This is a genomic window from Xanthomonas rydalmerensis (assembly GCF_033170385.1).
In the GTDB taxonomy this organism is placed as follows: Bacteria; Pseudomonadota; Gammaproteobacteria; order Xanthomonadales; family Xanthomonadaceae; genus Xanthomonas_A; species Xanthomonas_A rydalmerensis.
Genome location: NZ_CP126170.1, coordinates 2,405,601 through 2,427,371 on the forward strand (window position 1 = coordinate 2,405,601; position 21,771 = coordinate 2,427,371).

Here is a 21,771-nt window from a genome sequence, read left to right on the forward strand (position 1 = left end):
GAATGCCCCTGAGCCGATGCCTATGCTGGCCTTCACCAGCGCGGTCAGCGCTTCAGTCGAGCGCATCTGGATCGTGGACGAGTATTTTCTGGTGCCGCCCGACCGAGCGGGGGCGGACAGCCGGATCAGGAAGGTTTTGGAATGGCTGCCTCCTCACATCACCGCCAGCGATATCAGGATCCTCACCAAGGACCACAAACAAATCAACGACGAGATGCTGCTGCTATTCGAACGCAAGCAAAACGACATCAATGCCAAGCGCCGCCCCGGGCAAACGCGCTGCCGCATCGAGGTATGCACGCGACTGACGGCGCGTTTCGATCACGTCCATGATCGCTTCGCCATCATCGACGACGAACTCTGGCATTTCGGGGCGACAGTCGGTGGCTTTCATCCCCGCGTCAATGCCGCCAGTAGGGGGTGGGACGCGGAGGCGTCGGGCGCCATCGACTTCTTCACTCTGGCGTGGGACATGTGCAAGGAACGATGACGATGCAATGGATCAATGAGCGCAGCGACGATTCCAGCGAAGGCGAGGACTTGCGGTTCAAGACGCGCAGGGACTTCCTGCGTTCGCTGGCGCAAGCCGATCGGGAAACGCTCGACGCGATCGATGTGCTGGCGGCGACGCTCACGACGGATGACGAAACACCGACGATCGACATGCTCGTGGCGCTTGCTGCTCCAAGCGCAAGGCCTGCCTTTGACACGAACATGGTCGTGACAATGGCGTGTGCCGTGGCGCTTGCGCACTGCCCCGACCTGACGACCTGGCAGACGGTGAGGTCAATCGCGAACCACTCTTGGGAGATCGAACATTGGCTGCACGAGGCCATGGCCGCCCAGACCGCGCGAGATGTCAACGCCAAGGAACGCTACGTCGCCCTGCTGACGCAGCTGTTCCAGGCGCTGGAAAGCGGAGCATGCAAGTCGGCTTCGACGCGCCGCAACGAGTCTCGCGAAGGCGCGAGGGCGCACTGGGAACACGCCGAGTACAAGCTCGATGAGATCTGGTGGGGGCTTCGCGGGGCCGACTTCATGAATTTCGAGGAGGAGGTACGGGTCCTGGGTCTCCTCGCCGAACTCGCGCCAGCCGAGTTCCAGGCGCTGATCGCCAGATCTCGGGATCCCTTCCTCGTGGACGCAGCCCTGCTTGGAGCCGGCGTCGGTGCCTTGAGTCCTCGCTTCGCCCAATGGGAGACGTGCGTCGAGGCGGCACCACCTGCCTTCGTGCCGGATGGTCGCTGGACGAGCTCGGTGCTGCTGCCCCTGCTGCTGATGCATGGGCAGCGCCAACTGGTCGCGGCAAGCAGTCAGTTCCCGCGGTTCGATGCCAATGTATCTGAGGTCCCGGCGCTTACCGCGCAGGTGGTGGAACTGGCCGAAGCCGTAGTGGATGTGATTGCCCGGCGAACTGACGCGCTCGCGGCACTCGCGCGATGGAGTACGTGGCTGATGCGCCAGGTGCTGGTCTCCAAAGACGACGAATTCGAAGATATCCGAGCGCCTGGGTTTGTCAACAAGACATTGCTGGGGGCCATCGGCAGGGCGATGCAGGGCAAGGAGGCGATCTCGCGCGCGCCAGACGACGCGGCGCCATGGGAGGCGTGGTGCTATCGCTGCGTCCAGTCGTGTTTTGCTCAGGACAGACAAGCGCCGGTCCCCGATGTCGAGGCATTCGCCAGCCAATGGCGGCTCTCCCCTGAAGACTGGCATGAGCGGAAGGGACGCCAGTTGTTGGCAATGGCGGAACTGCACATCATGCGGGCCGACGTGCCCAGCCTCTCCTCGCGGTTGCTGGCGGTGCCCTTCGCTGCCAGGGACACCTTCGCGGAGGACTGGCGGGCGCTGTGGGACGAAGCTTTTTATCTCCGCGAGGTGGTCGAATTCGGATCTGCCGCCGCGGAATCGCGTGCCGGCTCCGACAAATCCGACGCGAGCCGCCTGCTCCTGCTCCTGGCGAGCATGGCCTTGGCATGCCTGGACCAGGTTGCCGACCGCCTCGGAGCGTCCAGCGATCCGATGGTAGACGGCACGGAGCGCTTGCATGGGGCACTGTCCGCGGCGGTGATGGACCTGCTACACATCGACGACACGATCTACCGCGAGCAGTGGCTGGTCTTGCTGCAGCACGTGGCGTTGCGCAGGGCATACTGGGACGGCCGCTACGGCCCCAAATCCGGTCTTGCGCTCTTCAGTGAAACATCGTCACCGGCGATCCCGGACTACCTGGTGCGATTGCAGGCAAATCCCGGCGATCTCGTGGCCTTTCTGTATTCATGCGAGCGCAACGACCTCAACCTGGCCGCGCTAAGGGAGGACTTGCGAAGCGCCGGCATCGACTTGGGCGCGCATGTAGCCACCCTCAAACGCCTGAATGGGCTGCGAGACAGGGCCTATCCCATGAATCCTGCTGCCATCCGCGCACTCGCCCCGCTCATGGATGGCAATGAAGCGCTGCTCTAACGCAGCCTTGCATAGGCCCGCATACCGCGAGGGTGCGTCATCAATCGAGCAAGATGGCTGAGGGTCATCCGGTAGGTCGCGCCAAGGGTGAGGCGGCTCGCCAGTCGGCCCTAAGCGTGCATCTCGCGGTGCAGGCCGTCGCAATGGAACTAACTCAGGAGGACGCCGTCCAGGTCGATCTGGCGCAGGGGCTCGCTGCCGATGTGTCGCGAGTCGTCGCCATTGTTGGTGGCTGTAGTTCCCTCTGCAGCCAGTGCCAGGCGCTGGTCGAGGTACGCATGTCTGCGCTATCCTAAGAGGTGATTGACTATGGGCTTCCATCGCCGTCGCGCCCTGAAGTTCCTCCTTTTTCCGCACTAGCAAAGCTCTTGTCGGGTGACGGTAAACGCGACGGCAGTGGCCTACGTTGATCATCGCAAAATCCTTTAACTACGCGGACTTGCGAGTGCTGTTGATGATCGAGTGGGAATGATCCCCGGTCCTTCGGGGCCGATCACCAGCGGTCGGTTGCGGTTGCGGCAGCACCATCGCGGATAGCGCTCGCCGGCCACGCCGGTGTCGCTTGCTGTTCGCGCGTGGTGCTCGCCGCGGTCGAGCCACGCATCGGCCTTTCTCTGTGTTTGCGCGACGCTACGCAGCATCCGACTTGACGTTGGTTAGGCGCGTGTCGCGACACTCCCGCCAGGCGTCATGTTCTGCGGACCGCTGACACGTTGACGGCGACGGCACGATCCGCCGGCAGGTGAGGGAATGGGGGCTCGCACGCCGCTGGGCGAAGCGAAGCGCGTCCCCGCCGTGCGGTTCGGCACGCGCCAGCTGCTCGCCCGAGTTGACTGCCACGCGCGCTCCTTATCTGCGCACGGCGACGCCAGCGACGCCGCGGCAGTGCGCAAGCCAGCAGCCTGGACTCGCCTATCGGCGCTGGTACACAACCCCCTGCACCAAGACCTGATCCGGCTCCGGCTGCTCGTCGAAACGCTGATGCGCCTCGGCGATGGCGGCTTGGTTGTCGTTCGCCCACTGGACTAGTTCCATGACCGGCTTCAACAGCGTTGTTCCCAGGTCGGTCAGTTCGTAATCGACGCGCGGCGGGATCGTCGGATACAGCGTGCGCGTGATCAGTCCGTCGCGTTCCAGTCCGCGCAAGGTCAGCGTCAGCATGCGCTGGGAAATGCCGTCGATGCCACGCTTCAATGCGTTGAAGCGCTGCGGGCCGTTTTGCAGCATGGCGACGATGTAGAGACTCCACTTGTCGCCGATGCGATCCAGGATTTGACGGGTCGCCAGACAGCCGCCCGCGTCGGGTGCAGGCAACTCGACAGGGCGCGTGATGTGACCAGGTGACATGCATGTGCCTTCTTGTGGGGCAGCGGCAGGGACCATACCATCCTTTGTATAAATTGGTAAGTAAAAGCCAATTTATTACTTAGTTCTTATTTTATACTTAGGAGCCGTCATGCGCCACACGCTACTTGTCACCTCCAGTCCGCGGGGGGCGGACAGCCTTTCCACGCGCTTCGCCACCGACATCGCTCAGGGCATCCAGGCCCGCACCGGCGGTGCGCTGACGGTGCGCGACCTCGCCGCGACTCCGCCGCCGCACATCACCGCGGCCTATATCCAGGGCCGGATCACGCCACCGGAGCAGCGCACACCGGAACAGGTCGATGCGGTGAACATCGCCCAGGAACTCGTCGACGAGTTGACGCGCGCCGATGTGATCGTGCTCGGCTCGGGCATGGTGAACTTCGGCCCGCCCTCGCAACTCAAGGCGTGGTTCGATCACGTCACCTGGCCCGGCGTCACCTTCCGCTATGGCGAGGCGGGGCCGCAAGGACTGCTGACCGGCAAGAAGGTCTATCTCGTCGCGGCCACGGGCGGCGTGTTCTCCGAGGGCGCCTGGGCGCCATTCGATTTTCAGACCAACTATCTGCTGCACCTGCTCGGCTTCATCGGCCTGACCGATGTCGACGTGGTGCGCGTCGAAGGCACGGTGCTCGGCCCGGATGCGGTGAACGCCGCCATCGACAAGGCTGCAACGGCCATCACTGCCTTGCTGGCGAAGGCGGCGTGAGCGCATGACCGGCAAAAAGACCATCGCCTTGTTCGGTGCAACCGGGCCGACCGGGCGGCAGCTCATCGAGGACGCCTTGAAGCGTGGCTATCGGCTGTCGGTCTACACGCGCGACGCCGCGAAGCTCGCCGCGTTCGCGGGAAAGGTCGACATCGTGGTCGGCGATCTGCAGGACCGCAACGCCATTGCACAATGCGTCCGAGGGGCCGACGCGGTCATCAGCGCGCTTGGCCCCAACGGTTTCAAGGTGCAGGGCGACAAGCCGGTCATGCACGGCCTGGCCAACATCATCGCCGCCATGCAGCAGGCTGGCGTGCGTCGCCTCATCCAGATTTCCACTGCCGCCTATCGCGACCCCAAGGATGGGTTTGATCTTGGCTCGCGCGCGAACGCGCTGATGTTCAAGGTGATTGCCCGCAAGGCGTACGACGACATCAAGGCTACGGGCGAACTGATCGCCAACTCGGATTTGGACTGGACACTGGTGCGGATTCCATTCCTTCAGGATGGCCCTGCGAACGGAAAGGTCGATGTGGGTTGGTATGGAACAACCAAGCTCAGTTCGAAACTTTCCCGCGGAAATCTGGCGGATTTTCTGGTGAGGCAGATCACTGACAAGCAGTTCGTGCGGGCCGCGCCTGGCATCGCCAATGGTTGAAGAAGGGAGATCTGGCATGTTGAAAATCGACCTCTATACCGAGATCAGTTGCCCTTGGTGCTTCGTCGGCCATCACCGTCTCGACAAAGTGCTGGCGGAGCGTTTCCCCGACCTGGCCGTGGACATCCGGCAGCATCCGGTCCTGCTGTTGCCGGATGCGCCGGTGGGCGGCCTCTACATTCCCGACTTGCTGCGCTCGCGCTACGGCATCACCGATCCGAAGGCCGCCTTCGCGCGTCCCGAGGGAGAAGCACGCGCGTCGGGTTTCGACCTGGATCTCGGTCGCCAACTCTGGACCTATCCGACCCAGGCCGCGCATGCGCTGATCCTCGCCGCCGCCGGGCGCGACACCCAGCATCGGCTCGCCGTCGCCATCACCGATGCCTACTTCATCGCAGCGAAGAACATCGCCGATGCGGAGGTGCTGGCCGACATCGCAGCCGGCCATGGTTTCGACCGCGACCAGGCGCGTGCCATTGCACTCGATCCTGCGCAGCACCGCCGCGTCGAGGCGGAAGCGGCCAGGTCGGTGGATGCCGGTGTCCGTTCGGTTCCTCACTTTGTCTTTGGGGAACGTATTGCGATCAATGGCGGTCGCAGCGAGGACGAGATCGCTGCGGCGATACGCGCGGCGTCCGGCGCGGTTCCTCTTTGACGCGTTCGGCCTCCGTCCATTCGATGTCGGGCGACGGCACTGCCAACAGGTGCTTGCCGTTCTCCTCGGAGGACCCTTCATAGGTCCTCCGGATCAGTCGGTCATCTCAGCCCCAGGGCATTTCGCCGGTGGCGACCTTGGCGCCGATCTCGAGGGCGACGCCCATGCCGAGATTCGGGAAGCGCGCTTCCATCGCTGCCTTGAGCGATGCGGCGTCCTTGGCCGTCGCAAGCGCCTCCTCGAAGGCCAGCAGATAGGCCTTGGTGTGGGCGATGGCCGACAGGTCGGTCGCCGCGTCGGGCGTCAGATGGCCAGGCACGACGATCGCGGGCGCGCGCGCGGCGATCGCATCGAGATTGGCGACCCAGACAGCACGCTGCGCCTTCGTCTGCGTATCGGCGGTCCAGACATGCACGCCGGAGAAGATCAGGACGCCGCCGAACACGGCGTGCAGCGAGGGCACCCAGAGATAGCGGCGATTGCCCAGGCCCTGGGCCGCGACGATCTCCACCGTCTCGCCATCGACCGACAGCGAGGCGCCGTCGAACGCCTCGGGCAGGACGATGTCGTCGAGCGTCTGCGGACCGTTCTCCTTGAGCTGCGGCCCCCACACGGCGAGCTTCTTTTCGACGTTGGCCTGGATGGCGGCGAGCGTGTCGGAAGCGGCGACGACCTTGGCCTGCGGGAAGGCCTCGCGCACCGGCTTGAGGCTGAAGTAGTAGTCCGGGTCCGACTGGCTGACGTAGATCGTCGTCAGCGTCTTGCCGGTGGCCTTGATCGCCTCGGCCAGCGCCTTGCCGTCGGGATAGGTGAAACCGCCGTCGATCAGCAGCGCTTCGGTTGCACCGGTCAACAGCACCGGCGCGCGGAAGAAGCCGTTCTGGCCGGCGGGAAAATGGGTCCAGGTCAATGTGGACGTCTGGCGGTCGTTGGTCATGGCAGGTCTCCTTGGGTGCGAGCGTGCAGTCAGCGGGAATGAAGGGTTGGAGAGCTCAGGCGGCGCGCAGATGCGCGGCCAGGGCGTCGCGGTTGCCGAACAGCACGTCGCTCGGCAACAGCCGGCTGCCGTGCGCGTCGTCGACGACGAGCGTGGGAACGCCCTGTGCACCGAAACGCGCCATCTCGCCGCGTGCGGCATCGATACGCGCGCGATAGGCACCGAGCATGTCGGCATCGGGCGATACGACGCGCTGGGCGGCATCGGCAAACCCTGCGCCGGACAGTACCTCCGCCACGACCACGCGATCGGAGGTGTTGCGGCCGTCGACATAGCGGGCACGTTGCAGGGTCTTCAGCGCCTCGCGTTCGCGCTCCGGCGCGGTCATGCCAACGGCGATCACGCCGAGCGTCGCGGGGGCCGAATCGAACAGCGTGCCGGTCGCGCCGAGTACCTGGTTGCGGTAGGCCTCGGAAAACGCTTGCCCGGTGAGGCGGGCGATGCGCTGGTCGTTCTGCCAGGCGTAGGCGGCGAAGGACGCCTCCATCGGCCGCGCATTCTCGCCGGCGAACAAGCCGGTGGGGGCGAGCCGCACGGTGACGCCCGGGACCTGCGCAAGCTGGTCCAGGGCCGGGATGGCGCCGTAGCACCACCCACAAAGAGGATCGAAGAGGTAAGTGAGGCGCATGGTGGGATCCACTTGAGGAGGTGCGGCCACCATAGCGAAGCGAGATTGACGGATAAATCATGTGTAATGCTACAGTCTGTAAGTCATTGGCTTACAGTGCGGCGAGGTCGGCGTGGAAGCCGTCAATCTCAACAGGCTTGCCTATTTCGCAGCCGTGGTGGACACGGGTTCGTTCACGCGCGCGGCCGAACGGTTGGGTATCACCAAGACCGTGGTCAGCCAGCAGGTCGCCAAGCTCGAGGCAGAGTTGAAGACGGCGCTGCTGATGCGCACGACCCGTCGGGTCGAGCCGACCGAAGCCGGACGGTTGCTGCATGCGCGCAGCGTGAGCGTGCTGCGCCAGGTCGAAGACGCCATCGGCGAGGTCACCCGCTCCAACACCGAGCCGAGCGGTGTGCTGCGGGTGGCCGCACCGAACGATTACGGGACCTCCAGGATTGCGCCACTCGCTGCCGCCTTCACCCGGCTGCACCCGGCGTGCCAGGTCGAGTTGATCCTAGCCGACTCGCGCATCGATCCCGTCGCCAGCCAGATCGATCTGTCCATCCGGGTGGGCTGGCTCGACGATTCCAGCCTGCATGCACGGCGCATCGGCGGTTTCCGGCAGTGCCTGGTCGCCACCCCGGAACTGGCCAGGACCTTGGCGGTCGCAGGCCCCGACGACCTCGCGCAGGTTCCGTTCGTCGCCAACAGCGCGCTGCGCGAGCCGCTGACCTGGCACTTCGTCAAAGACGATTTCGAGCGGCGCACGGTCCACATGCGCCAGGCCCTGTCGACCAATGCGACGCCGGCCGTGCTCGCGGCGACGCTGGCCGGTGGCGGGGTGTCGGTCTTGCCGGATTTCCTGGTGGCAGACGCCCTGGCAGCCGGAACGCTGGTCGCTGTGCTGCCGGACTGGTCGTTGCCGGCCGGCGGCATCCACGTGGTCTACCCGACGGCGCGCTTTCGCCCATCCAAGGTCACCGCATTTGTCGAGATGCTCGTTGCTGGTGTCGGCAACCGTGCGGCATCACGCTGATCTGGGCGCGTAACCGCGATCGCCAGCGGATCCGGCGAACGCATGCACGATCGGGGTTCGAAGGCTGCGACGTCGTTGTCATGGACCATTGCGGTGCTGCCCCGCGCCGATCACGGGGAGTGATCGGTGCCATCGCAGCAGTTGCAGGGGCGCTGCCATGCGCAATGCCGTAAATGTCCGCCTGCTTGGGGAACCGACGCCTGCCCTCTCGCCTGCGTTCGGAAGGGCGCAGTGAGCGAAAACACTGGGTCACGCCAGGGCCGGCACGGGATCGCGCTCGGAAGACGCATCGCCAGCGCACATCTCCCAGCGCAGCTCGCCGGTGTAGCGCGACGCCATCCGCCCGTGGTCGTCCAGCGCGAGCAGATGCAGCCACCGATTGTCGAACAGCGCGCGAACCTGCGGGTGACGTTCGAGGATGTTGGTAATCGCGTCTGTCGGTGCCTCGATCAGCACCGAAAGCCGTAGCGGTTCGTGGATCAGCCGCTCGCCGTCGTGCACCGACTGCCATGGCAGTCCGCCGCGCAGCAGGCCGCCATTGCCCTCGACCACGCCGATGCCGCCGGTGACGTTGTGCAGCAGCTTGTTGCCCGCGCCGAAAACCTCGGGCGCGACGGTCGAGCCGTAGTACTGCAGGCTGATCCAGCTGGCGACCACGACCGGAGCGGTCAGGATCAACTCCAGCACGCCGAAGCCCTCGTCGCGTCGCCAGTCGTAGTCGTGGAGGAAGGCGCGTCCTGCCAGGTCGCGCCCGGCGGTGCGCGCGCGCGGCGCGGCGATGAAGGCCTGGCAGCCGGCCAGCGCCCATTCGGGACGTAGCTCGGCCCAGTCGCGGGCGCGATGCGCGATGTCCTGGCTGCGCTGCGCGCGCGGCAGGCGCAGCGCTCGCTCGCCACGCGCCAGTGCGCCGGCGGCGTGCAGCCAACGTGCCGCCTGATCGACATCGGCGGCATGCGCGGACGAAGGATGGTCGGCGCTGTAGAGCATGACCGCATCGGTCGTGGTGTCGTGCAGTGCGCCCACGAACAACGTGTCTGTGGGAATCGCGATGCCGCGTTCGGTGAGGCCGGCGCGTACCTCGGGATCGTTGAGCAGCGTGGCGAGCAGCCGCGCGTTCACTTCGCCCGAGTAGCCGCCGCAGGCGCCGCAGTGCAGGGCGCTGGCATGGGGGTTGTTGACCACGTTTGCCCCATGGCCGGCGATCACGACGAGCCGGGCGAAGTCGGTGGTGAGCGACATCGCCTTGAGGATCCGCATGGCCATGGTCAGCCGCGTATCGAGGTCGAGTGCGTCGGTCGGGCGCGGCGCGGGATCGTTCGGCGCTGAGTGCCGCGTCAGTCCCAATCCATCACGCAGCAGCTTGGCGACGTAGATCGGGCCGGTGGCCTCGACGAAGGCGAAGGAAGAAATGGCGGCGAGCTTGAAGCGACCCCAGGCACGCTTCGCACGGGCCGTGATCCGTGCGGCGAGGTCGGATTCGGCCAGCGACGACGTCGCGTCTCCCGAGCAGGTCTGCAACCCCGGCGTCAGCAGCACCGGAAGGCGCGCCTCGACCACGTCCGAAGCGAACCGACGATGGCCGATGCCCAGCCCGAAGAATCCGGCGAAGCCGAGCGTCTGGATGCCGGAATCGAGGCTTTCCAAGGCGCGGCGGAACACTTCCGAGCGCACGTCGATGCAGAAGGCCATCTGCAATTTCATCCGGGCGGGCGCGGCAGGAGTTGAAGCAGGTACTGCTAGCACGCTGTCGAGCCGCCGCTGCGCCGCCCGTTCGGCCGCTTCCTGCAGGATGCTGTCGACAACATCGTCCGGCGTCGCTGCCACCGGCATGGCGTAGGCGGCGATGGCGGATCGCCACTGCGGCGCGATCTGCGAACCGAACTTGCCCAACAGCGCCGCTTCCCAGCTGATGCGGATGGCGAGCAGGTCGGTGACGCACGCATCGGTGCCACCGTTCAACTCCGCTTGCCACAGCCGATACCGGGCGACCTGGCTCCAGCCGCCCAGCGTGGTCAGCAGGCGGTGGAAATAGCCGTCCAGCGCGTCCGGCGCGAGGCCGAGGCGGGCGACCCCTTCGACGATCGCCTCTTCGGCATTCGCTGGTGCGTCCGCCACCTGCTGCGCGAATCGGGTGAGCCCGGCGATTTCCGGCGTCAGATCATGCGTCGCGACCTGACGCCATGCGCTGTAGGCGCCGCCGGACTGCCCGGCGACCCACAGGGCCTGACCCTGGTCGAAATAGGCGGCGGCCCAGTGCCCGATGCGTTCGTCGACGATGCCCGGCCAGTCGATCGACGAGGCGTCGCGCGCCAGATCGGCGATCGTCGGGATCGCCTGCGGGGCAGAGCGGCCGGCGTCGATGGCGTGCTTGAGCGCGGACAAGCTCGGCGGGCGCAGCCCGGCCGGCGCGTTGTGCCAGGCCGCCTGCAGATCCTCCTCGGCGATCTCGCCGGACTGAAGCCGCTCCGCATACCAGGTGCGCGGCATGGTCAGGGCGATGCCGGCGGCATTGCGCAGGCGCGCTGCCGCGGTCGCCAGCGGTTCGCCGGCCTGGCCGAGGAAGGGATTGACCGCCACGCTCGAGGCGAGCGGCCACAGCGGGGGAATGGCGCATGCCGCACGCTCGGCGGCGGCGATGATCGCAGCGTGGGACAGGGGCGGTACGTTGGTCGCGGTCATCAGCATGGGGGTGTCCTGGCGGGTAGAGGTCACGACGTCTTGCGAACAGACCAGCCGCCGAGCAGGCGGTCGAGCGTGGCGTTGGCGTACAGGCCGTTGGAAAGATGTACGCGCAGTCCGGCGGCGGCCGGGTGCGAAGCCCACAGCGGGAACAGCGCCTGCGCCACGGCCACCAAGCCGAAGCTCAGCACCGCCAGCGCCATCAGCGTCCACTCCAGCCGGCCCGGCGCCGGCGTCGCCGGCAGCACGCCGGTGGTCAGCCATTCGGCGACCGTCTGCAGGGCGAAGTAGCCGATTGCCGCGGCGCTGGCGTACAGCACCGTCCTGCGGGTGAGCGGACGCGGCGCGGCATCGGCCAGGCCCTGGGCCAGCAGATAGGCCACGCCGAAGATCAGGATAGCGCCCAATGCCAGCGCCTGCGGCGACTTCTGCTCGAAGCCGAAGGCGAACCCGAAGGCGGCGCCGATCCCGACATAGATCGCCAGGGCGATCAGGAAGGCGCGGCCGACCGCCGCGCCGTCGGGTACCGCAGCGGGCCCGGGTCGGCGAATCGAGGCCACCTGCTCGACGGCACCGCCGGAGGCCAGGAAGGCATGCGCCTTGTAGAGCGAGTGCGCGACGATGTGCAGCAGCGCGAGCGGGAACAGCGCCAGCCCGCACTGCAGGATCATGAAGCCCATCTGCGCGACCGTGGACCAGGCCAGCGAGGTCTTGACCGCCGGCTGGGTCAGCATCACCAGCGCGCCGAACAGGGCGGTGAACCCGCCCAGCATGGCCAGCACGGCGAGCACGCCAGGGGCTGCGAGCATCAGGTCGGCGAAGCGGATCAGCAGGAAGCCGCCACCGTTGACCACGCCGGCATGCAGCAGCGCCGACACCGGCGTGGGCGCCTCCATCATCTCGGTGAGCCAGCCGTGGGTCGGGAACTGCGCCGATTTCAGTACCGCGGCGAGCGCGAGTAGCGCGGCGGCGGCCGTCAGCAGCCAGTCGTGCCGGCCGCCGCGGGCCAGTGCGTTGATCGTGGCGATGTCGGTGGTGCCCAGGCTCTTCCAGACAAGCAGGGCCGCGCAGATCAGGGCGATGGCGCCGATGCTGGAGAACAGGCGCTTCTTGCGCGCAGCGCGCTGTGCCGCCACGCGATCGGGATAGAACAGCAGCAGGCGATTGAGCGCGATGCTGGTCGCGATCCAGGCGACGACGATCTGGACCAGGTTGCCTGCCTGCACCAGCAGCAGTACCGCCGCGAGCGCCAGGCACAGCCAGCCGGTGAAATAGCCCTGGCGCGTCTCGCCATCGAGATAGGTGCGGGTGTAGCGCACCACGATCCAGCCGACGAAGGCGACCAGCAGCAGCATCGTGGTGCTCACCGCATCCAGCCGTGCCGACAGGCCGAGGCCTCCCCAGCCGATCAGCTCACTGTCGCCGGCGCCACGAACGATCAGCAGCGTCAGCGAGGCGAGCGCGACGAGCAGCGCGCCGAGCGCGGCGCCTTCGGCGAAGGCGGGCAGCAGGCGTGGACGTCGGCCGCTGCGAACGAAGCCGAACATCGCGGCGGCCAGCAGCAAGAACGGTGCAGAGAGCGGCAGCAGATAGAGCGACAAGGCAATTCCCTCGGATCGAGCGCAGTGGCGGGCGGCGCCACGATAGCGATCGTCGGGATGGAACAAAAATTCATTGTTTTCGCGATATCGTTCGTTATTATCGAACGATGGCCGCCCTGAACTACAACCACCTGCGCTACTTCTGGGCTGTGGCCCACGACGGCAATCTCACTCGTACTGCCGAGCGGCTCAACCTCACCCAGTCGGCTTTGTCGGTGCAGATCCGCAAGCTCGAGGAGCGCCTCGGCCATGCGCTGTTCGAACGGCGCGGGCGGCAGCTGCACCTGACCGAAGCCGGACAGATCGTGCTCGACCACGCCGATGCGATCTTCGCGACCGGCGACGAACTGCTGGGCACGCTGCGGCAGACCGGCGCTGCCCGGCAGGCGCTGCGGGTCGGCTCGCTGGCCACGCTGTCGCGCAACTTCCAGTTGGAGTTCCTGCGGCCGCTGCTCGGCCGGCCCGACATCGACCTGATCCTGCGTTCGGGCAGTGCCGGCGAATTGCTGCGGGCACTGGAGGCGCTCAACCTCGACGTGGTCCTGCTCAATCAGGCGCCGCCGGGCGACGCGCTGACCCCGTTCGTCACCCATCGGCTCGCCGAGCGCCCGGTCAGCCTGGTGGGCACGCCGGATCGGTTGGGTCACGCCGCCAGCATCGCCGACCGCCTGCGCCACCACCCCATCATCCTGCCGACGGTGGACAACAGCGTGCGCGCGGGCTTCGACGCCTTGGCCGATCGCCTGGGCGTGCGACCGCAGATCGTGGCGGAAGTGGAGGACATGGCGATGATGCGCTTGCTGGCGCGCGAGGACATCGGCCTGGCCGTGCTCCCGCCGATCGTGGTCAAGGACGAGATCGCCGCGGGCGTGCTGGTGGAAGGCGACCAATTGCCGGACATCGTGGAGACCTTCCACGCCGTGACCATGTCGCGGCGCTTCCCGAATCCGCTGGTGCGGCTGCTGCTGCAGCCGACGGCCGCATTTGGAAGCCTGTAGTGCCACCGTGGCAGCCGTCGGACCGGCGTGTGAATCGCTTCATGGGGATTCGGCAGCACGAACTAGAACGGTTCCCACACCGCCTTTGCCAAATCAACGACGAGGCGGCCCTGCATGGGTTCGCTCTCGACGTGGAGGCTTGGCGCCGGCGCCATGCCGAGACCCGCTAGCGGCTTCGATCGTCGCGGCGCCGATGGCTGTCTCGCCACGTAGCGCCGATCTCCTTCGCTACTGATGACACGATCCCGCGCGCGCTATGCGCGGTGGCCCATGCACGCGCATCAGGCGGGTCGTGCAACCCAGAGGGTCCAGCGGTCTTGCTCGACGATTTCCTCATCCGCGGGCAATCGGCTACGGAGGTCGTCGATCAGGGACTGCAGTTCGTCATCGCTCAGTTCGTGCAGGATCGAGCGACCCGAGCGCGCCGCCAGGTCCAGGGCCAGCGATTCGACGCCATCGTAGCGTTTGCGTGTTTCCCACAGCGAACGCTCGGCGATGTCGGTGAAGCCGGCAGCTTGCATTGCCGCCGCGACGGTCGCGTGCGTAGGCCGACGGCCGGCCTCGACGGCACGAAGCCGCGGAAAGCAGTCGAAGAAGTAGCCGCGCAGGTGTGTGCTGGATCCAGGCAGGTCGACGTCCTCGGGTGTGCGGTCCTGCACGAGCAGGCGTCCTCCGGGTGCCAGGAGGCGGCGAGCCTCGGCAAAGCACGCCACGTAGTCCGGCAGGTGGTGAATCAATGCGCGCTGGAACACCACATCGCAGCTTGCCGTGGGAAGCCCCGTCGCGGCGGCGGAGCCTTGCACGAAGCAGACGTCGTCCACGCCCGCGCCTCGCTCGCGGCTTGCCGCCACCATCTCCGCGGAGAAATCCACGCCCGTTACGTGGGCGGCACCCAGCGCATGCCAGGCCAGCGAGTAAAGGCCGCCCCCGCAGCCAACGTCGGCAATCCGCTTGCCCACGGGTTCGACAAGGACCTGCATGGCGTCCATCCAGCCTGGATCGACGTCCCTGCCGGAGTAGGTGTATCGGTTCTGGCGTGCGTGGAAATCGATGGGCATCGGCGGTGGTCCATAAAAGGGATTCACGAAGGACCGCGATGCTAGGGATGGATAATCGGAATGTAAAATATCTGCTTGCTACCATGAGCAGATATTTTGAATATCATTAACGCCATGGAATTGCGCCATCTCCGTTATTTCGTCGCCGTGGCAGCTGCGCAGAGCGTCACCAAGGCGGCGGCGCATCTGGGCATTCAGCAGCCGCCACTCAGCCAGCAGATCCGCGATCTGGAGCGCGAACTGGGTGTCGAACTGTTCCAGCGGACGCCGCGCAGCGTGCGCCTCAACGATGCAGGACGCGTGTTCCTGGCGGATGCGCAGGCCATTCTGGCCGCGGCCGATGACGCCGTCGTTCGCGTGCGGCGTGCGGCGCAGGGGCAACTGGGTCGCCTGGTGATGGGCTACACCAGTTCGGCTGCATTGCATCCGCTGGTGCCGCGGATCCTGCGAGCGTTCCGCGAAGGCTATCCGCAGGTCGCGCTGGATGTGCGTGAGCATGCTACCGACGGCTTGTTTCGTGCGGTGCGGGCCGAAGAGATGGACGCGGCGTTCGTACGCGCCCCCGCCGAGCGCTTTGCGCCGCTGCACGCCATCACCCTTGCTGAAGAAGCCGTGGTGGTCGCACTTCCGCGTGGGCACCGGTTGAGTGCGGCAACCGATGCGTTGGCGCTGGAAGAATTGGCGACGGAGGAGTTCGTGCTGTATCGCAGTCCGGACGGGCCAGGCATCCTGGACGTGCTGTCCGCTGCCTGCCACCGGGCCGGTTTCGCGCCGCGGGCTGTGGCCACCGTGCCGCGTCTGCTGTCCGCCGCCGCCATGGTGGCAGCTGGGCAGGGCGTCGCGATCATGCCGATGGCGCTGCAGTCGCTGCATCGCGAGAGCGTGGTGTACCGGACGCTGGATCCGGCATCCGCGTTCACCATTCCGTTGACCTTGATCTGGCGCGACGCGCCCTCCGGCTCGCCGTTGGCCCATTTCGTGGCGTTGGCGAAGGACGATTGAGCCGGCGCGGCGGGTACCCAGCGCCGCTGTGTGTCTGTAGTCGCTTGCCCGGGGACTGCGTACAGAATGGTGAGCAGCAGGCCGATCTCCTACGCGCCGGCGACGGAACGGTTCAGCGATCGGACTCCCCAAAGGCGAGCGGCCCTGCACGGCCTTGCTGATGGTGTTTGTCGACCGCTTCCGGGCCAGGACCACGTACCTTGATCCAGCCTGAGATGCAGGCGGAATTCCCCGCGTGGGAAAGGATCGATGGAATGGAAACGAAGGCGAAAGGCTTGGCAATCGTGGCGGCAGCGGCGCTGGCGCTGTCCTTTCAGGCGCAGGCGCAGACGTGTTGCCCCTCCGGCGGGCACGGGGTCGTCGGCAAGGGGCTGGGAGAGAGCGTGCCCCAGGCGCTGAATCTCGCCACGGATTCGGCCTGGCGCATCTACGAGTTTTCGCGCGACGGCGTGAACTACCTGCAGATCAACGACGCCAACGGCGTGGTCCGCGCTGCGGTCGGCCGCATCGGCAAGACGCTGTGGGTGCTGCCGATGGGCAGCGACGTAGCGCGCGTCACGGTGACGGCAGCGCCAGTGGTGCCGGGCCGTGTGGTCTATCGGACCGCGGAGGTGGTGGTGCGGCTGCGCGCGGATGGGCGCGGCGATGCGTGGGAGGTCACGTCGGTAGAGTGAAGGCTGGCGGCAGCGCTTTCCGACACCAGGAAGCTGAAACTCAACGCATGGCGGCGCCGGCAGGTGCCGCCATGCGCTTGCAGGCGGACCGCCAGTTCCCGGTCCGGCGCCTCCGGGCGACGCCGCATTGCACTCAGCATGGCGGCGTCGGCGGTGATGCGGATGGCGATGCCCTGCCGCCCCCTGGCACGCCAGACCCGCGCCTGCAGCAGGTGGGTGTGGGCGACGGGCAGGGTCTCGATGGCGTCGAGGATGCAGCGATAGGCCACCAGTTGCAGGCCCAGCGACAGGCGCCGCGGATCGCCATGCAGGCGGCAGCGGAACTCGGTCGCGCACAGGTTGGCGAAGGTCGGCGAGTGCAGGGTGGGGTACAGGCCATGCGTCTCGATGCCGAGCGGGTAGAGCGCGGTGACGTACTCGTCCAGCAGTTGTGCCTGGATCACGCCGGTGCGGGTCATCTGCATGGCGGCGGCGTAGTGTCCGCGCGCACGCAGATCCTCCACCACGTCGCGGCGCAGCTTGTTGATCTGTGTGCTGAGATCGGTGTAGTCGACCACCCGCCGGCGCAGCGTGCGTTCGGCGGACAGGTAACCGGCCTGCGCGAAGGCCAGCGCCTGCTCGCGCAGGCGTCCGTCGTCGCGCATGTGCCGATAGGCCGCGGAGATGCGCGACCCGAACGCGAACATCACCGTGGCCGTGGCGGCGAGCAGGATCTGCACCACGAACGCGTCGGCGTCGTGGATCCCGGGTGCCACGACCTTGGGCATGGACAGCGCCACCGCAACGTTCGCCAGGACCACGCCGAGCGCCGCGCCCCGCCAACCATGGCGCAGCGTCAGCACGATCGCCGGGACCACCAGCAACACCATCAGCAACTGCCGCAGCAGGGCATCGTCCACGCCGGCGATCGACGCCGACAGCACGACGACCACGGCGATCGACGCCAACCCTTCGCGCAACAGCGAGGCATGCATCTGCGTGGGTTCGTCGCGGCGCAACCACAGCAACGCCGGCAGCACGAACATCAAGGTGCCCAGGTAATCGCCGAGCCAGTAGCGCAGCAGGACATCGAGCGGCGCCGGCCCCGCCGGGCCGCCCAAGGCGGTGTTGATGGCGATGTTGCAGAGCGTGCTCCACAGCGCGGTCGCCAGCGCCAGTGGCAGCAGCCAGTGATCCTTGCGCGCCAGATCCGGTACTCGCTGACGCACCAGGACCGGCAACAGCGACACGGCCGGCATCAGCAGGAACGGACTCAGGTAAGCCCAGGCGGCACTCGCGCCCCAGGCCTCGCTCATGGGAATGCGCAGCGTCAGCAGCGCGGCGGCATCGCCGGCCAGCAACCACGGCCAGCGTCGCGCGGGCAGGAACAGCAGGCTGGCGACGCGCACGCCTGCCGGCAGATACCACTGATCCACGGAGCAGCGCCACGCCAGCAGGAAGGCGATGCAGTAGGTCGCGCTCAGTAGAACGCCTTTGGCGAAATCTCTTGCCGCGGCCATCCCCGCCATCCCTGGTATGTCGCGGCTACTGTATAAGCCGGATCGGCGTCGAGGGTAGACAGTTGCTGGCGTAGGCGACAGTGTGAGACGCGTCGCACCTCATCGGTGCCGCAGGCGAGTGCGTGGTCTTTCTTTCGCCTCGGATTTGCGAGCCTGCACCAGCGGCACCGTCACTTGCAGCATTCCAGATGTTTTGTCGGTATGGCCTGCTTGCCGCCCATGCGTGCGGTAGCACGTCTTTGACCGGTTCGGCGCCAAGCCATGCGAGCGAAGCCGGCGTCGATGTGCGGCCATGTGCTACCCGACGGATGACAGCGATGCGGCGCGGACGTCCGCCCATCGCCTTTGCCTACACAGAAAAATCACTTTGCCGAACGTAGCGTGGTTCGTGGCGAAGAAGTGCAAGGGAGACGGCGTGCTCGACGCGCGTGCACGTCGCGGCATGCGGTGGTCGCGACCTCCGGCCGGGTTGCACTTGGTCACCACGCACCCCGAGCACACGACGCGTTGACCATAGTGCAAACAGCACAGAAAGGACGACCATGACGCCCCATCGGCGGACCGATCACGTGAATGGCGATGAATTGCCGCGTATTTCCACCGGTAGCGCGGGCCTGGACGACATCCTCGGCGGCGGCGTCGACGCCAACCGCCTGTATCTGTACGAAGGACGTCCGGGCACCGGCAAGACCACCATCGCCCTGCAGTTCCTGCTGGAGGGCGTTCGGCAGGGCGAGCGCGTGCTGTACATCACGCTCTCGGAGACCCAGCGCGAACTGCATCTGGTCGCCACGCGCCACGGCTGGAGCATGGAGCAGGTCGACGTGTTCGAGCTGGTGCCGCCGGAAACCGCACTGGACCCGGAGCGCGAACTCACCGTGTTCCATCCGGCGGAGATGGAACTCACCGAGACCACCAAGCTGATCTTCCAGAAGGTCGAACAGCTCAATCCCAGCCGCGTGGTGCTGGACAGCCTGTCGGAACTGCGCCTGCTGGCGCAAAGTCCACTGCGCTATCGTCGCCAGGTGCTGGCGCTGAAGCATTTCTTCGCCAGCCGCCAATGCACGGTGATCCTGCTCGACGACCTGTCCTCGCAGGAAAACGACCTGCAGCTGCATTCCATCACCCATGGCGTGGTGCTGCTGGAACAGTTGGCGATCGACTACGGCGCCGAACGCCGGCGCCTGCGCGTGGTGAAGATGCGCGGCATCCAGTTCCGCGGCGGCTACCACGATTTCAGCATCCAACGCGGCGGCCTGGAAATCTATCCGCGGCTGGTCGCGGCTGACTACAAGCATCACCACATCGACGCATTCACCTCCAGCGGCAATGCCGAACTGGACCGGCTGCTCGGTGGCGGGCTGGAACGCGGCACCAATGCCTTGCTGCTCGGCGCTGCCGGCGTGGGCAAGTCCTCGCTGGCGCTGACCTATGCCATCGCCGCTGCCGAACGCGGCGAACACAGTGTGTTCTTCGCCTTCGACGAAGGCCGCGGCACGGTCGAGGCGCGCGCTCGCACCCTGGGACTGCCGCTGGAGAAGCACTTGGCGAGCGGGCTGATCCGCTTCCAGCAGATCGACCCGGCCGAGATGTCGCCCGGGCAGTTTGCCGCCAGCGTGCGCAGCAGCGTCGAGGTCGACGGCGCCCGGGTGATCGTCATCGACAGCCTCAACGGCTATCTCAATGCGATGCCGGACGAGCGCTTCCTGATCCTGCAGATGCACGAACTGCTCAGCTATCTGGGCCAGCACGGCGTGCTGACCATCCTGGTGCTGGCGCAGCATGGCTTGGTCGGCCCGATGGAGACCCCGCTGGACCTGAGCTATCTCAGCGATTCGGTGCTGATGCTGCGGTATTTCGAAGTGGGCGGCACCGTGCGCCGCGCGTTGTCGGTCGTCAAGAAGCGCAGCGGCAACCACGAGAACACCATTCGCGAGTTCCGGCTCAGCAGCAAGGGCATCGACGTGGGGCCGCCGCTCAAGGAATTCAGCGGCATCTTTTCCGGCACGCCGCGCTATGGCGGGGGAGACCTGCCGCTGCTGGACCCGCTTGCATGAGCAGCAGCGACGCACCCGAAAAACGCGTCCTGGTGTACACGCCGATCGGGCGCGACGGCCCGGCGTCGGTGGAACTGCTGCGTCGCGGCGGGGTGGTGGCGTGCCACTGTTTAGACCTGGGCATGCTGGTGCGCGAGCTGCACGTCGGCGCGGCGGCGGTGTTCCTGGCCGAGGAGGGACTGTTCGGCGCGGACACCTCGGCGCTGTTCGCCTGGGCCGACGCGCAGCCGGCCTGGTCGGACCTGCCGTTCGTGGTGCTGACCAGCCACCAGGAGCAGCCGTTCGTGGTCGCATGGCGGCGCAAGCTGGTGGGTGCGCTGCGCAACGTGGCGCTGCTCGAACGCCCGGTGCAAACGATCACCTTCACCAGCACCATCAAGGCCGCATTGCGCGCACGGGCGCGGCAATACGAGGTGCGCACGCTGCTGCAGGCGCAGGCGTCGGCCGCCGCGCAGCTGGAGGCGCAGGTGGTGGCGCGCACGCGCGAGCTGGAGGAGGCCAATCGGCTGTTGCGCCGGCAGATGGACGAACGCGCGCGGGTCGAGGAGACCCTGCGCCAGGCGCAGAAGATCGAGGCGCTGGGCCAGTTGACCGGCGGCGTCGCGCACGATTTCAACAACCTGCTGATGGTGATCTCCGGTGGCCTGGCGATGCTCGACAGTCAGAGCGATCCGGCGATCCGCAAACGCTTGATGGACGGCATGCAGAAGGCCGCACAGCGCGGCGCCGGGCTGACCCGGCAACTGCTGGCGTTCTCGCGCCGGCAGGAACTCAAGCCCGAGCCGATCGACCTGTCGCGGCAGATCGGCGGCATGCGCGAGTTGCTGGACCGCAGTCTGCGTGGCGACGTGCACGTGGATTTCGATCTGGCCGACGACCTGTGGCCGGTCGAAGTGGACCCAGGTGAACTGGAACTGGTGGTGCTGAACCTGGCCGTGAACGCGCGCGATGCAATGCCCAACGGCGGCACCATCGTGGTACGGGCGCGCAACCTGCCTGGCGCCGTCGCCACCGACCCGGATTTCATCCGCCTGTCGATCATCGACGACGGCAGCGGCATGGCGCCGGAGGTGAAGGCGCGGGTGTTCGAGCCGTTCTACACCACCAAGGACATCGGCAAGGGCTCCGGCCTGGGCCTGGCCCAGGTGCATGGTTTCGTGCAGCAGTCGGGCGGTTCCATCCACATCGACAGCGAGCCGGGGCGCGGCACGGCGATCCATCTGCTGTTGCCGCGCTCGCACCGTGCGCCAGTGCAAGAAGATCGGCACCTGGTGGACCTCCAGGTCGTTCGAGATGAGCCCGGCCAGGCCGGCTGCGTGCTGCTGGTGGAGGACGACGACGAAGTCGCCGCGCTGGTCGGGGAGATGTTGCGCCAACTCGGCTACGAGGTCGTCCGCGCGGCCAGTGCGGGCGCGGCGCTGGGTGCGCTGGCCAACGGCCGCGTGGTGGACATCGTGTTCTCCGACATCATGATGCCCGGCGGCATGAACGGCCTGGAGCTGGTGCAGGAAATCCGCATGCGGCGTGGCGCGCTGCCGGTCCTGCTCACCAGCGGCTATGCCGAAGCGGCGAAGTCCGCGGCAGAGGCGCAAGGGGTGCAGATCCTGTCCAAACCCTACCGGCTGGACGAACTGGCCAACGCGCTGCAGCAAGTGCGGGCCAATGCCGGCATGGCCGGCAGATCGGACACCGCTTCGCTGTGTTAAC

The 21,771-nt window shown here is 66.8% G+C and carries 18 protein-coding genes; 11 read left to right on the forward strand and 7 right to left on the reverse strand.

The window, feature by feature from the left end; all coding sequences use genetic code 11:
• Positions 1-22: 22 nt before the first annotated feature.
• On the forward strand, positions 23-490 hold the full coding sequence (locus QN245_RS10015) for a hypothetical protein (protein WP_317845210.1): 468 nt from the start codon (positions 23-25) through the stop codon (positions 488-490).
• Positions 491-492: 2 nt separating this feature from the next.
• The gene (locus tag QN245_RS10020; protein ID WP_317845211.1) at positions 493-2,466 is read left to right on the forward strand and encodes a hypothetical protein; all 1,974 of its coding nucleotides are present in this window, start codon (positions 493-495) and stop codon (positions 2,464-2,466) included.
• A gap of 912 nt (positions 2,467-3,378) precedes the next feature.
• Here the strand turns inward: QN245_RS10020 and QN245_RS10025 are convergent.
• Positions 3,379-3,813, reverse strand: coding sequence for a winged helix-turn-helix transcriptional regulator (locus QN245_RS10025; protein WP_184647531.1), 435 nt, complete (start codon positions 3,811-3,813; stop codon positions 3,379-3,381).
• A gap of 109 nt (positions 3,814-3,922) precedes the next feature.
• On the opposite strand from QN245_RS10025, the gene QN245_RS10030 reads away from it, so the two are divergent.
• From QN245_RS10030 to QN245_RS10040, 3 genes are read left to right on the forward strand one after another with little or no spacing between them, the layout of a single operon-like run.
• Positions 3,923-4,540: an FMN-dependent NADH-azoreductase gene (locus QN245_RS10030; RefSeq protein WP_317845212.1), complete on the forward strand. Its 618-nt coding sequence runs from the start codon at positions 3,923-3,925 to the stop codon at positions 4,538-4,540.
• A 4-nt stretch (positions 4,541-4,544) separates the two neighbouring features.
• Positions 4,545-5,198: an NAD(P)-dependent oxidoreductase gene (locus QN245_RS10035; protein WP_317845213.1), complete on the forward strand. Its 654-nt coding sequence runs from the start codon at positions 4,545-4,547 to the stop codon at positions 5,196-5,198.
• 16 nt (positions 5,199-5,214) lie between these two features.
• Positions 5,215-5,853 carry a DsbA family oxidoreductase gene (locus QN245_RS10040; RefSeq protein ID WP_317845214.1) on the forward strand — a complete coding sequence of 213 codons (639 nt, stop codon included), beginning with the start codon at positions 5,215-5,217 and terminating at the stop codon, positions 5,851-5,853.
• A gap of 106 nt (positions 5,854-5,959) precedes the next feature.
• Here the strand turns inward: QN245_RS10040 and QN245_RS10045 are convergent, their stop codons facing one another.
• The gene (locus QN245_RS10045) at positions 5,960-6,790 is read right to left on the reverse strand and encodes an MBL fold metallo-hydrolase (RefSeq protein WP_317845215.1); all 831 of its coding nucleotides are present in this window, start codon (positions 6,788-6,790) and stop codon (positions 5,960-5,962) included.
• A 55-nt stretch (positions 6,791-6,845) separates the two neighbouring features.
• Positions 6,846-7,490: a DsbA family protein gene (locus tag QN245_RS10050; protein ID WP_317845216.1), complete on the reverse strand. Its 645-nt coding sequence runs from the start codon at positions 7,488-7,490 to the stop codon at positions 6,846-6,848.
• A gap of 100 nt (positions 7,491-7,590) precedes the next feature.
• On the opposite strand from QN245_RS10050, the gene QN245_RS10055 reads away from it, so the two are divergent.
• Positions 7,591-8,496, forward strand: coding sequence for a LysR family transcriptional regulator (locus QN245_RS10055; protein WP_160970752.1), 906 nt, complete (start codon positions 7,591-7,593; stop codon positions 8,494-8,496).
• 249 nt (positions 8,497-8,745) lie between these two features.
• On the opposite strand, the gene QN245_RS10060 is transcribed toward QN245_RS10055, so the two are convergent.
• The gene (locus tag QN245_RS10060; protein WP_317845217.1) at positions 8,746-11,181 is read right to left on the reverse strand and encodes a YbcC family protein; all 2,436 of its coding nucleotides are present in this window, start codon (positions 11,179-11,181) and stop codon (positions 8,746-8,748) included.
• Between the two features lie 23 nt (positions 11,182-11,204).
• On the reverse strand, positions 11,205-12,776 hold the full coding sequence (locus QN245_RS10065) for a proton-conducting transporter transmembrane domain-containing protein (RefSeq protein ID WP_317845218.1): 1,572 nt from the start codon (positions 12,774-12,776) through the stop codon (positions 11,205-11,207).
• 107 nt (positions 12,777-12,883) lie between these two features.
• On the opposite strand from QN245_RS10065, the gene QN245_RS10070 reads away from it, so the two are divergent.
• Positions 12,884-13,774, forward strand: a complete 891-nt coding sequence (locus QN245_RS10070; RefSeq protein WP_160970758.1) for a LysR family transcriptional regulator — start codon at positions 12,884-12,886, stop codon at positions 13,772-13,774.
• 281 nt (positions 13,775-14,055) lie between these two features.
• Here QN245_RS10070 and QN245_RS10075 read toward each other — a convergent pair whose 3' ends face one another.
• Positions 14,056-14,832 (reverse strand): class I SAM-dependent methyltransferase, encoded by a 777-nt coding sequence (locus QN245_RS10075; protein ID WP_317845219.1) that lies wholly within the window; start codon positions 14,830-14,832, stop codon positions 14,056-14,058.
• A 114-nt stretch (positions 14,833-14,946) separates the two neighbouring features.
• On the opposite strand from QN245_RS10075, the gene QN245_RS10080 reads away from it, so the two are divergent.
• Together QN245_RS10080 and QN245_RS10085 are read left to right on the forward strand one after the other, a co-directional pair.
• Positions 14,947-15,834 (forward strand): LysR family transcriptional regulator, encoded by an 888-nt coding sequence (locus QN245_RS10080; RefSeq protein ID WP_317845220.1) that lies wholly within the window; start codon positions 14,947-14,949, stop codon positions 15,832-15,834.
• Positions 15,835-16,088: 254 nt separating this feature from the next.
• The gene (locus tag QN245_RS10085; protein WP_317845346.1) at positions 16,089-16,508 is read left to right on the forward strand and encodes a hypothetical protein; all 420 of its coding nucleotides are present in this window, start codon (positions 16,089-16,091) and stop codon (positions 16,506-16,508) included.
• Here the strand turns inward: QN245_RS10085 and QN245_RS10090 are convergent.
• Positions 16,430-18,007, reverse strand: coding sequence for an MASE1 domain-containing protein (locus QN245_RS10090; protein WP_317845221.1), 1,578 nt, complete (start codon positions 18,005-18,007; stop codon positions 16,430-16,432). The genes QN245_RS10085 and QN245_RS10090 overlap by 79 nt on opposite strands.
• Before the next feature lie 542 nt (positions 18,008-18,549).
• Here QN245_RS10090 and QN245_RS10095 point away from each other — a divergent pair.
• Together QN245_RS10095 and QN245_RS10100 are read left to right on the forward strand one after the other, a co-directional pair.
• On the forward strand, positions 18,550-20,064 hold the full coding sequence (locus QN245_RS10095) for an ATPase domain-containing protein (protein WP_160970764.1): 1,515 nt from the start codon (positions 18,550-18,552) through the stop codon (positions 20,062-20,064).
• A complete protein-coding gene (locus QN245_RS10100) occupies positions 20,061-21,770 on the forward strand; it encodes an ATP-binding protein (protein WP_160970766.1) in 1,710 nt (569 codons plus the stop codon). Before QN245_RS10095 ends, QN245_RS10100 begins: the two co-directional genes overlap by 4 nt.
• The last annotated feature ends 1 nt before the right edge of the window (position 21,771 follow it).

Excerpts from the sequence above, each read along its gene's own strand:
- QN245_RS10015 (WP_317845210.1), top strand. The coding sequence starts at position 23 with ATGCTGGCCTTCACCAGCGCGGTCAGCGCTTCAGTCGAGCGCATCTGG.
- QN245_RS10020 (WP_317845211.1), top strand. The coding sequence starts at position 493 with ATGCAATGGATCAATGAGCGCAGCGACGATTCCAGCGAAGGCGAGGAC.
- QN245_RS10025 (WP_184647531.1), bottom strand. The coding sequence starts at position 3,813 with ATGTCACCTGGTCACATCACGCGCCCTGTCGAGTTGCCTGCACCCGAC.
- QN245_RS10030 (WP_317845212.1), top strand. The coding sequence starts at position 3,923 with ATGCGCCACACGCTACTTGTCACCTCCAGTCCGCGGGGGGCGGACAGC.
- QN245_RS10035 (WP_317845213.1), top strand. The coding sequence starts at position 4,545 with ATGACCGGCAAAAAGACCATCGCCTTGTTCGGTGCAACCGGGCCGACC.
- QN245_RS10040 (WP_317845214.1), top strand. The coding sequence starts at position 5,215 with ATGTTGAAAATCGACCTCTATACCGAGATCAGTTGCCCTTGGTGCTTC.
- QN245_RS10045 (WP_317845215.1), bottom strand. The coding sequence starts at position 6,790 with ATGACCAACGACCGCCAGACGTCCACATTGACCTGGACCCATTTTCCC.
- QN245_RS10060 (WP_317845217.1), bottom strand. The coding sequence starts at position 11,181 with ATGCTGATGACCGCGACCAACGTACCGCCCCTGTCCCACGCTGCGATC.
- QN245_RS10070 (WP_160970758.1), top strand. The coding sequence starts at position 12,884 with ATGGCCGCCCTGAACTACAACCACCTGCGCTACTTCTGGGCTGTGGCC.
- QN245_RS10075 (WP_317845219.1), bottom strand. The coding sequence starts at position 14,832 with ATGCCCATCGATTTCCACGCACGCCAGAACCGATACACCTACTCCGGC.
- QN245_RS10080 (WP_317845220.1), top strand. The coding sequence starts at position 14,947 with ATGGAATTGCGCCATCTCCGTTATTTCGTCGCCGTGGCAGCTGCGCAG.
- QN245_RS10085 (WP_317845346.1), top strand. The coding sequence starts at position 16,089 with ATGGAAACGAAGGCGAAAGGCTTGGCAATCGTGGCGGCAGCGGCGCTG.
- QN245_RS10090 (WP_317845221.1), bottom strand. The coding sequence starts at position 18,007 with ATGGCCGCGGCAAGAGATTTCGCCAAAGGCGTTCTACTGAGCGCGACC.
- QN245_RS10095 (WP_160970764.1), top strand. The coding sequence starts at position 18,550 with ATGACGCCCCATCGGCGGACCGATCACGTGAATGGCGATGAATTGCCG.
- QN245_RS10100 (WP_160970766.1), top strand. The coding sequence starts at position 20,061 with ATGAGCAGCAGCGACGCACCCGAAAAACGCGTCCTGGTGTACACGCCG.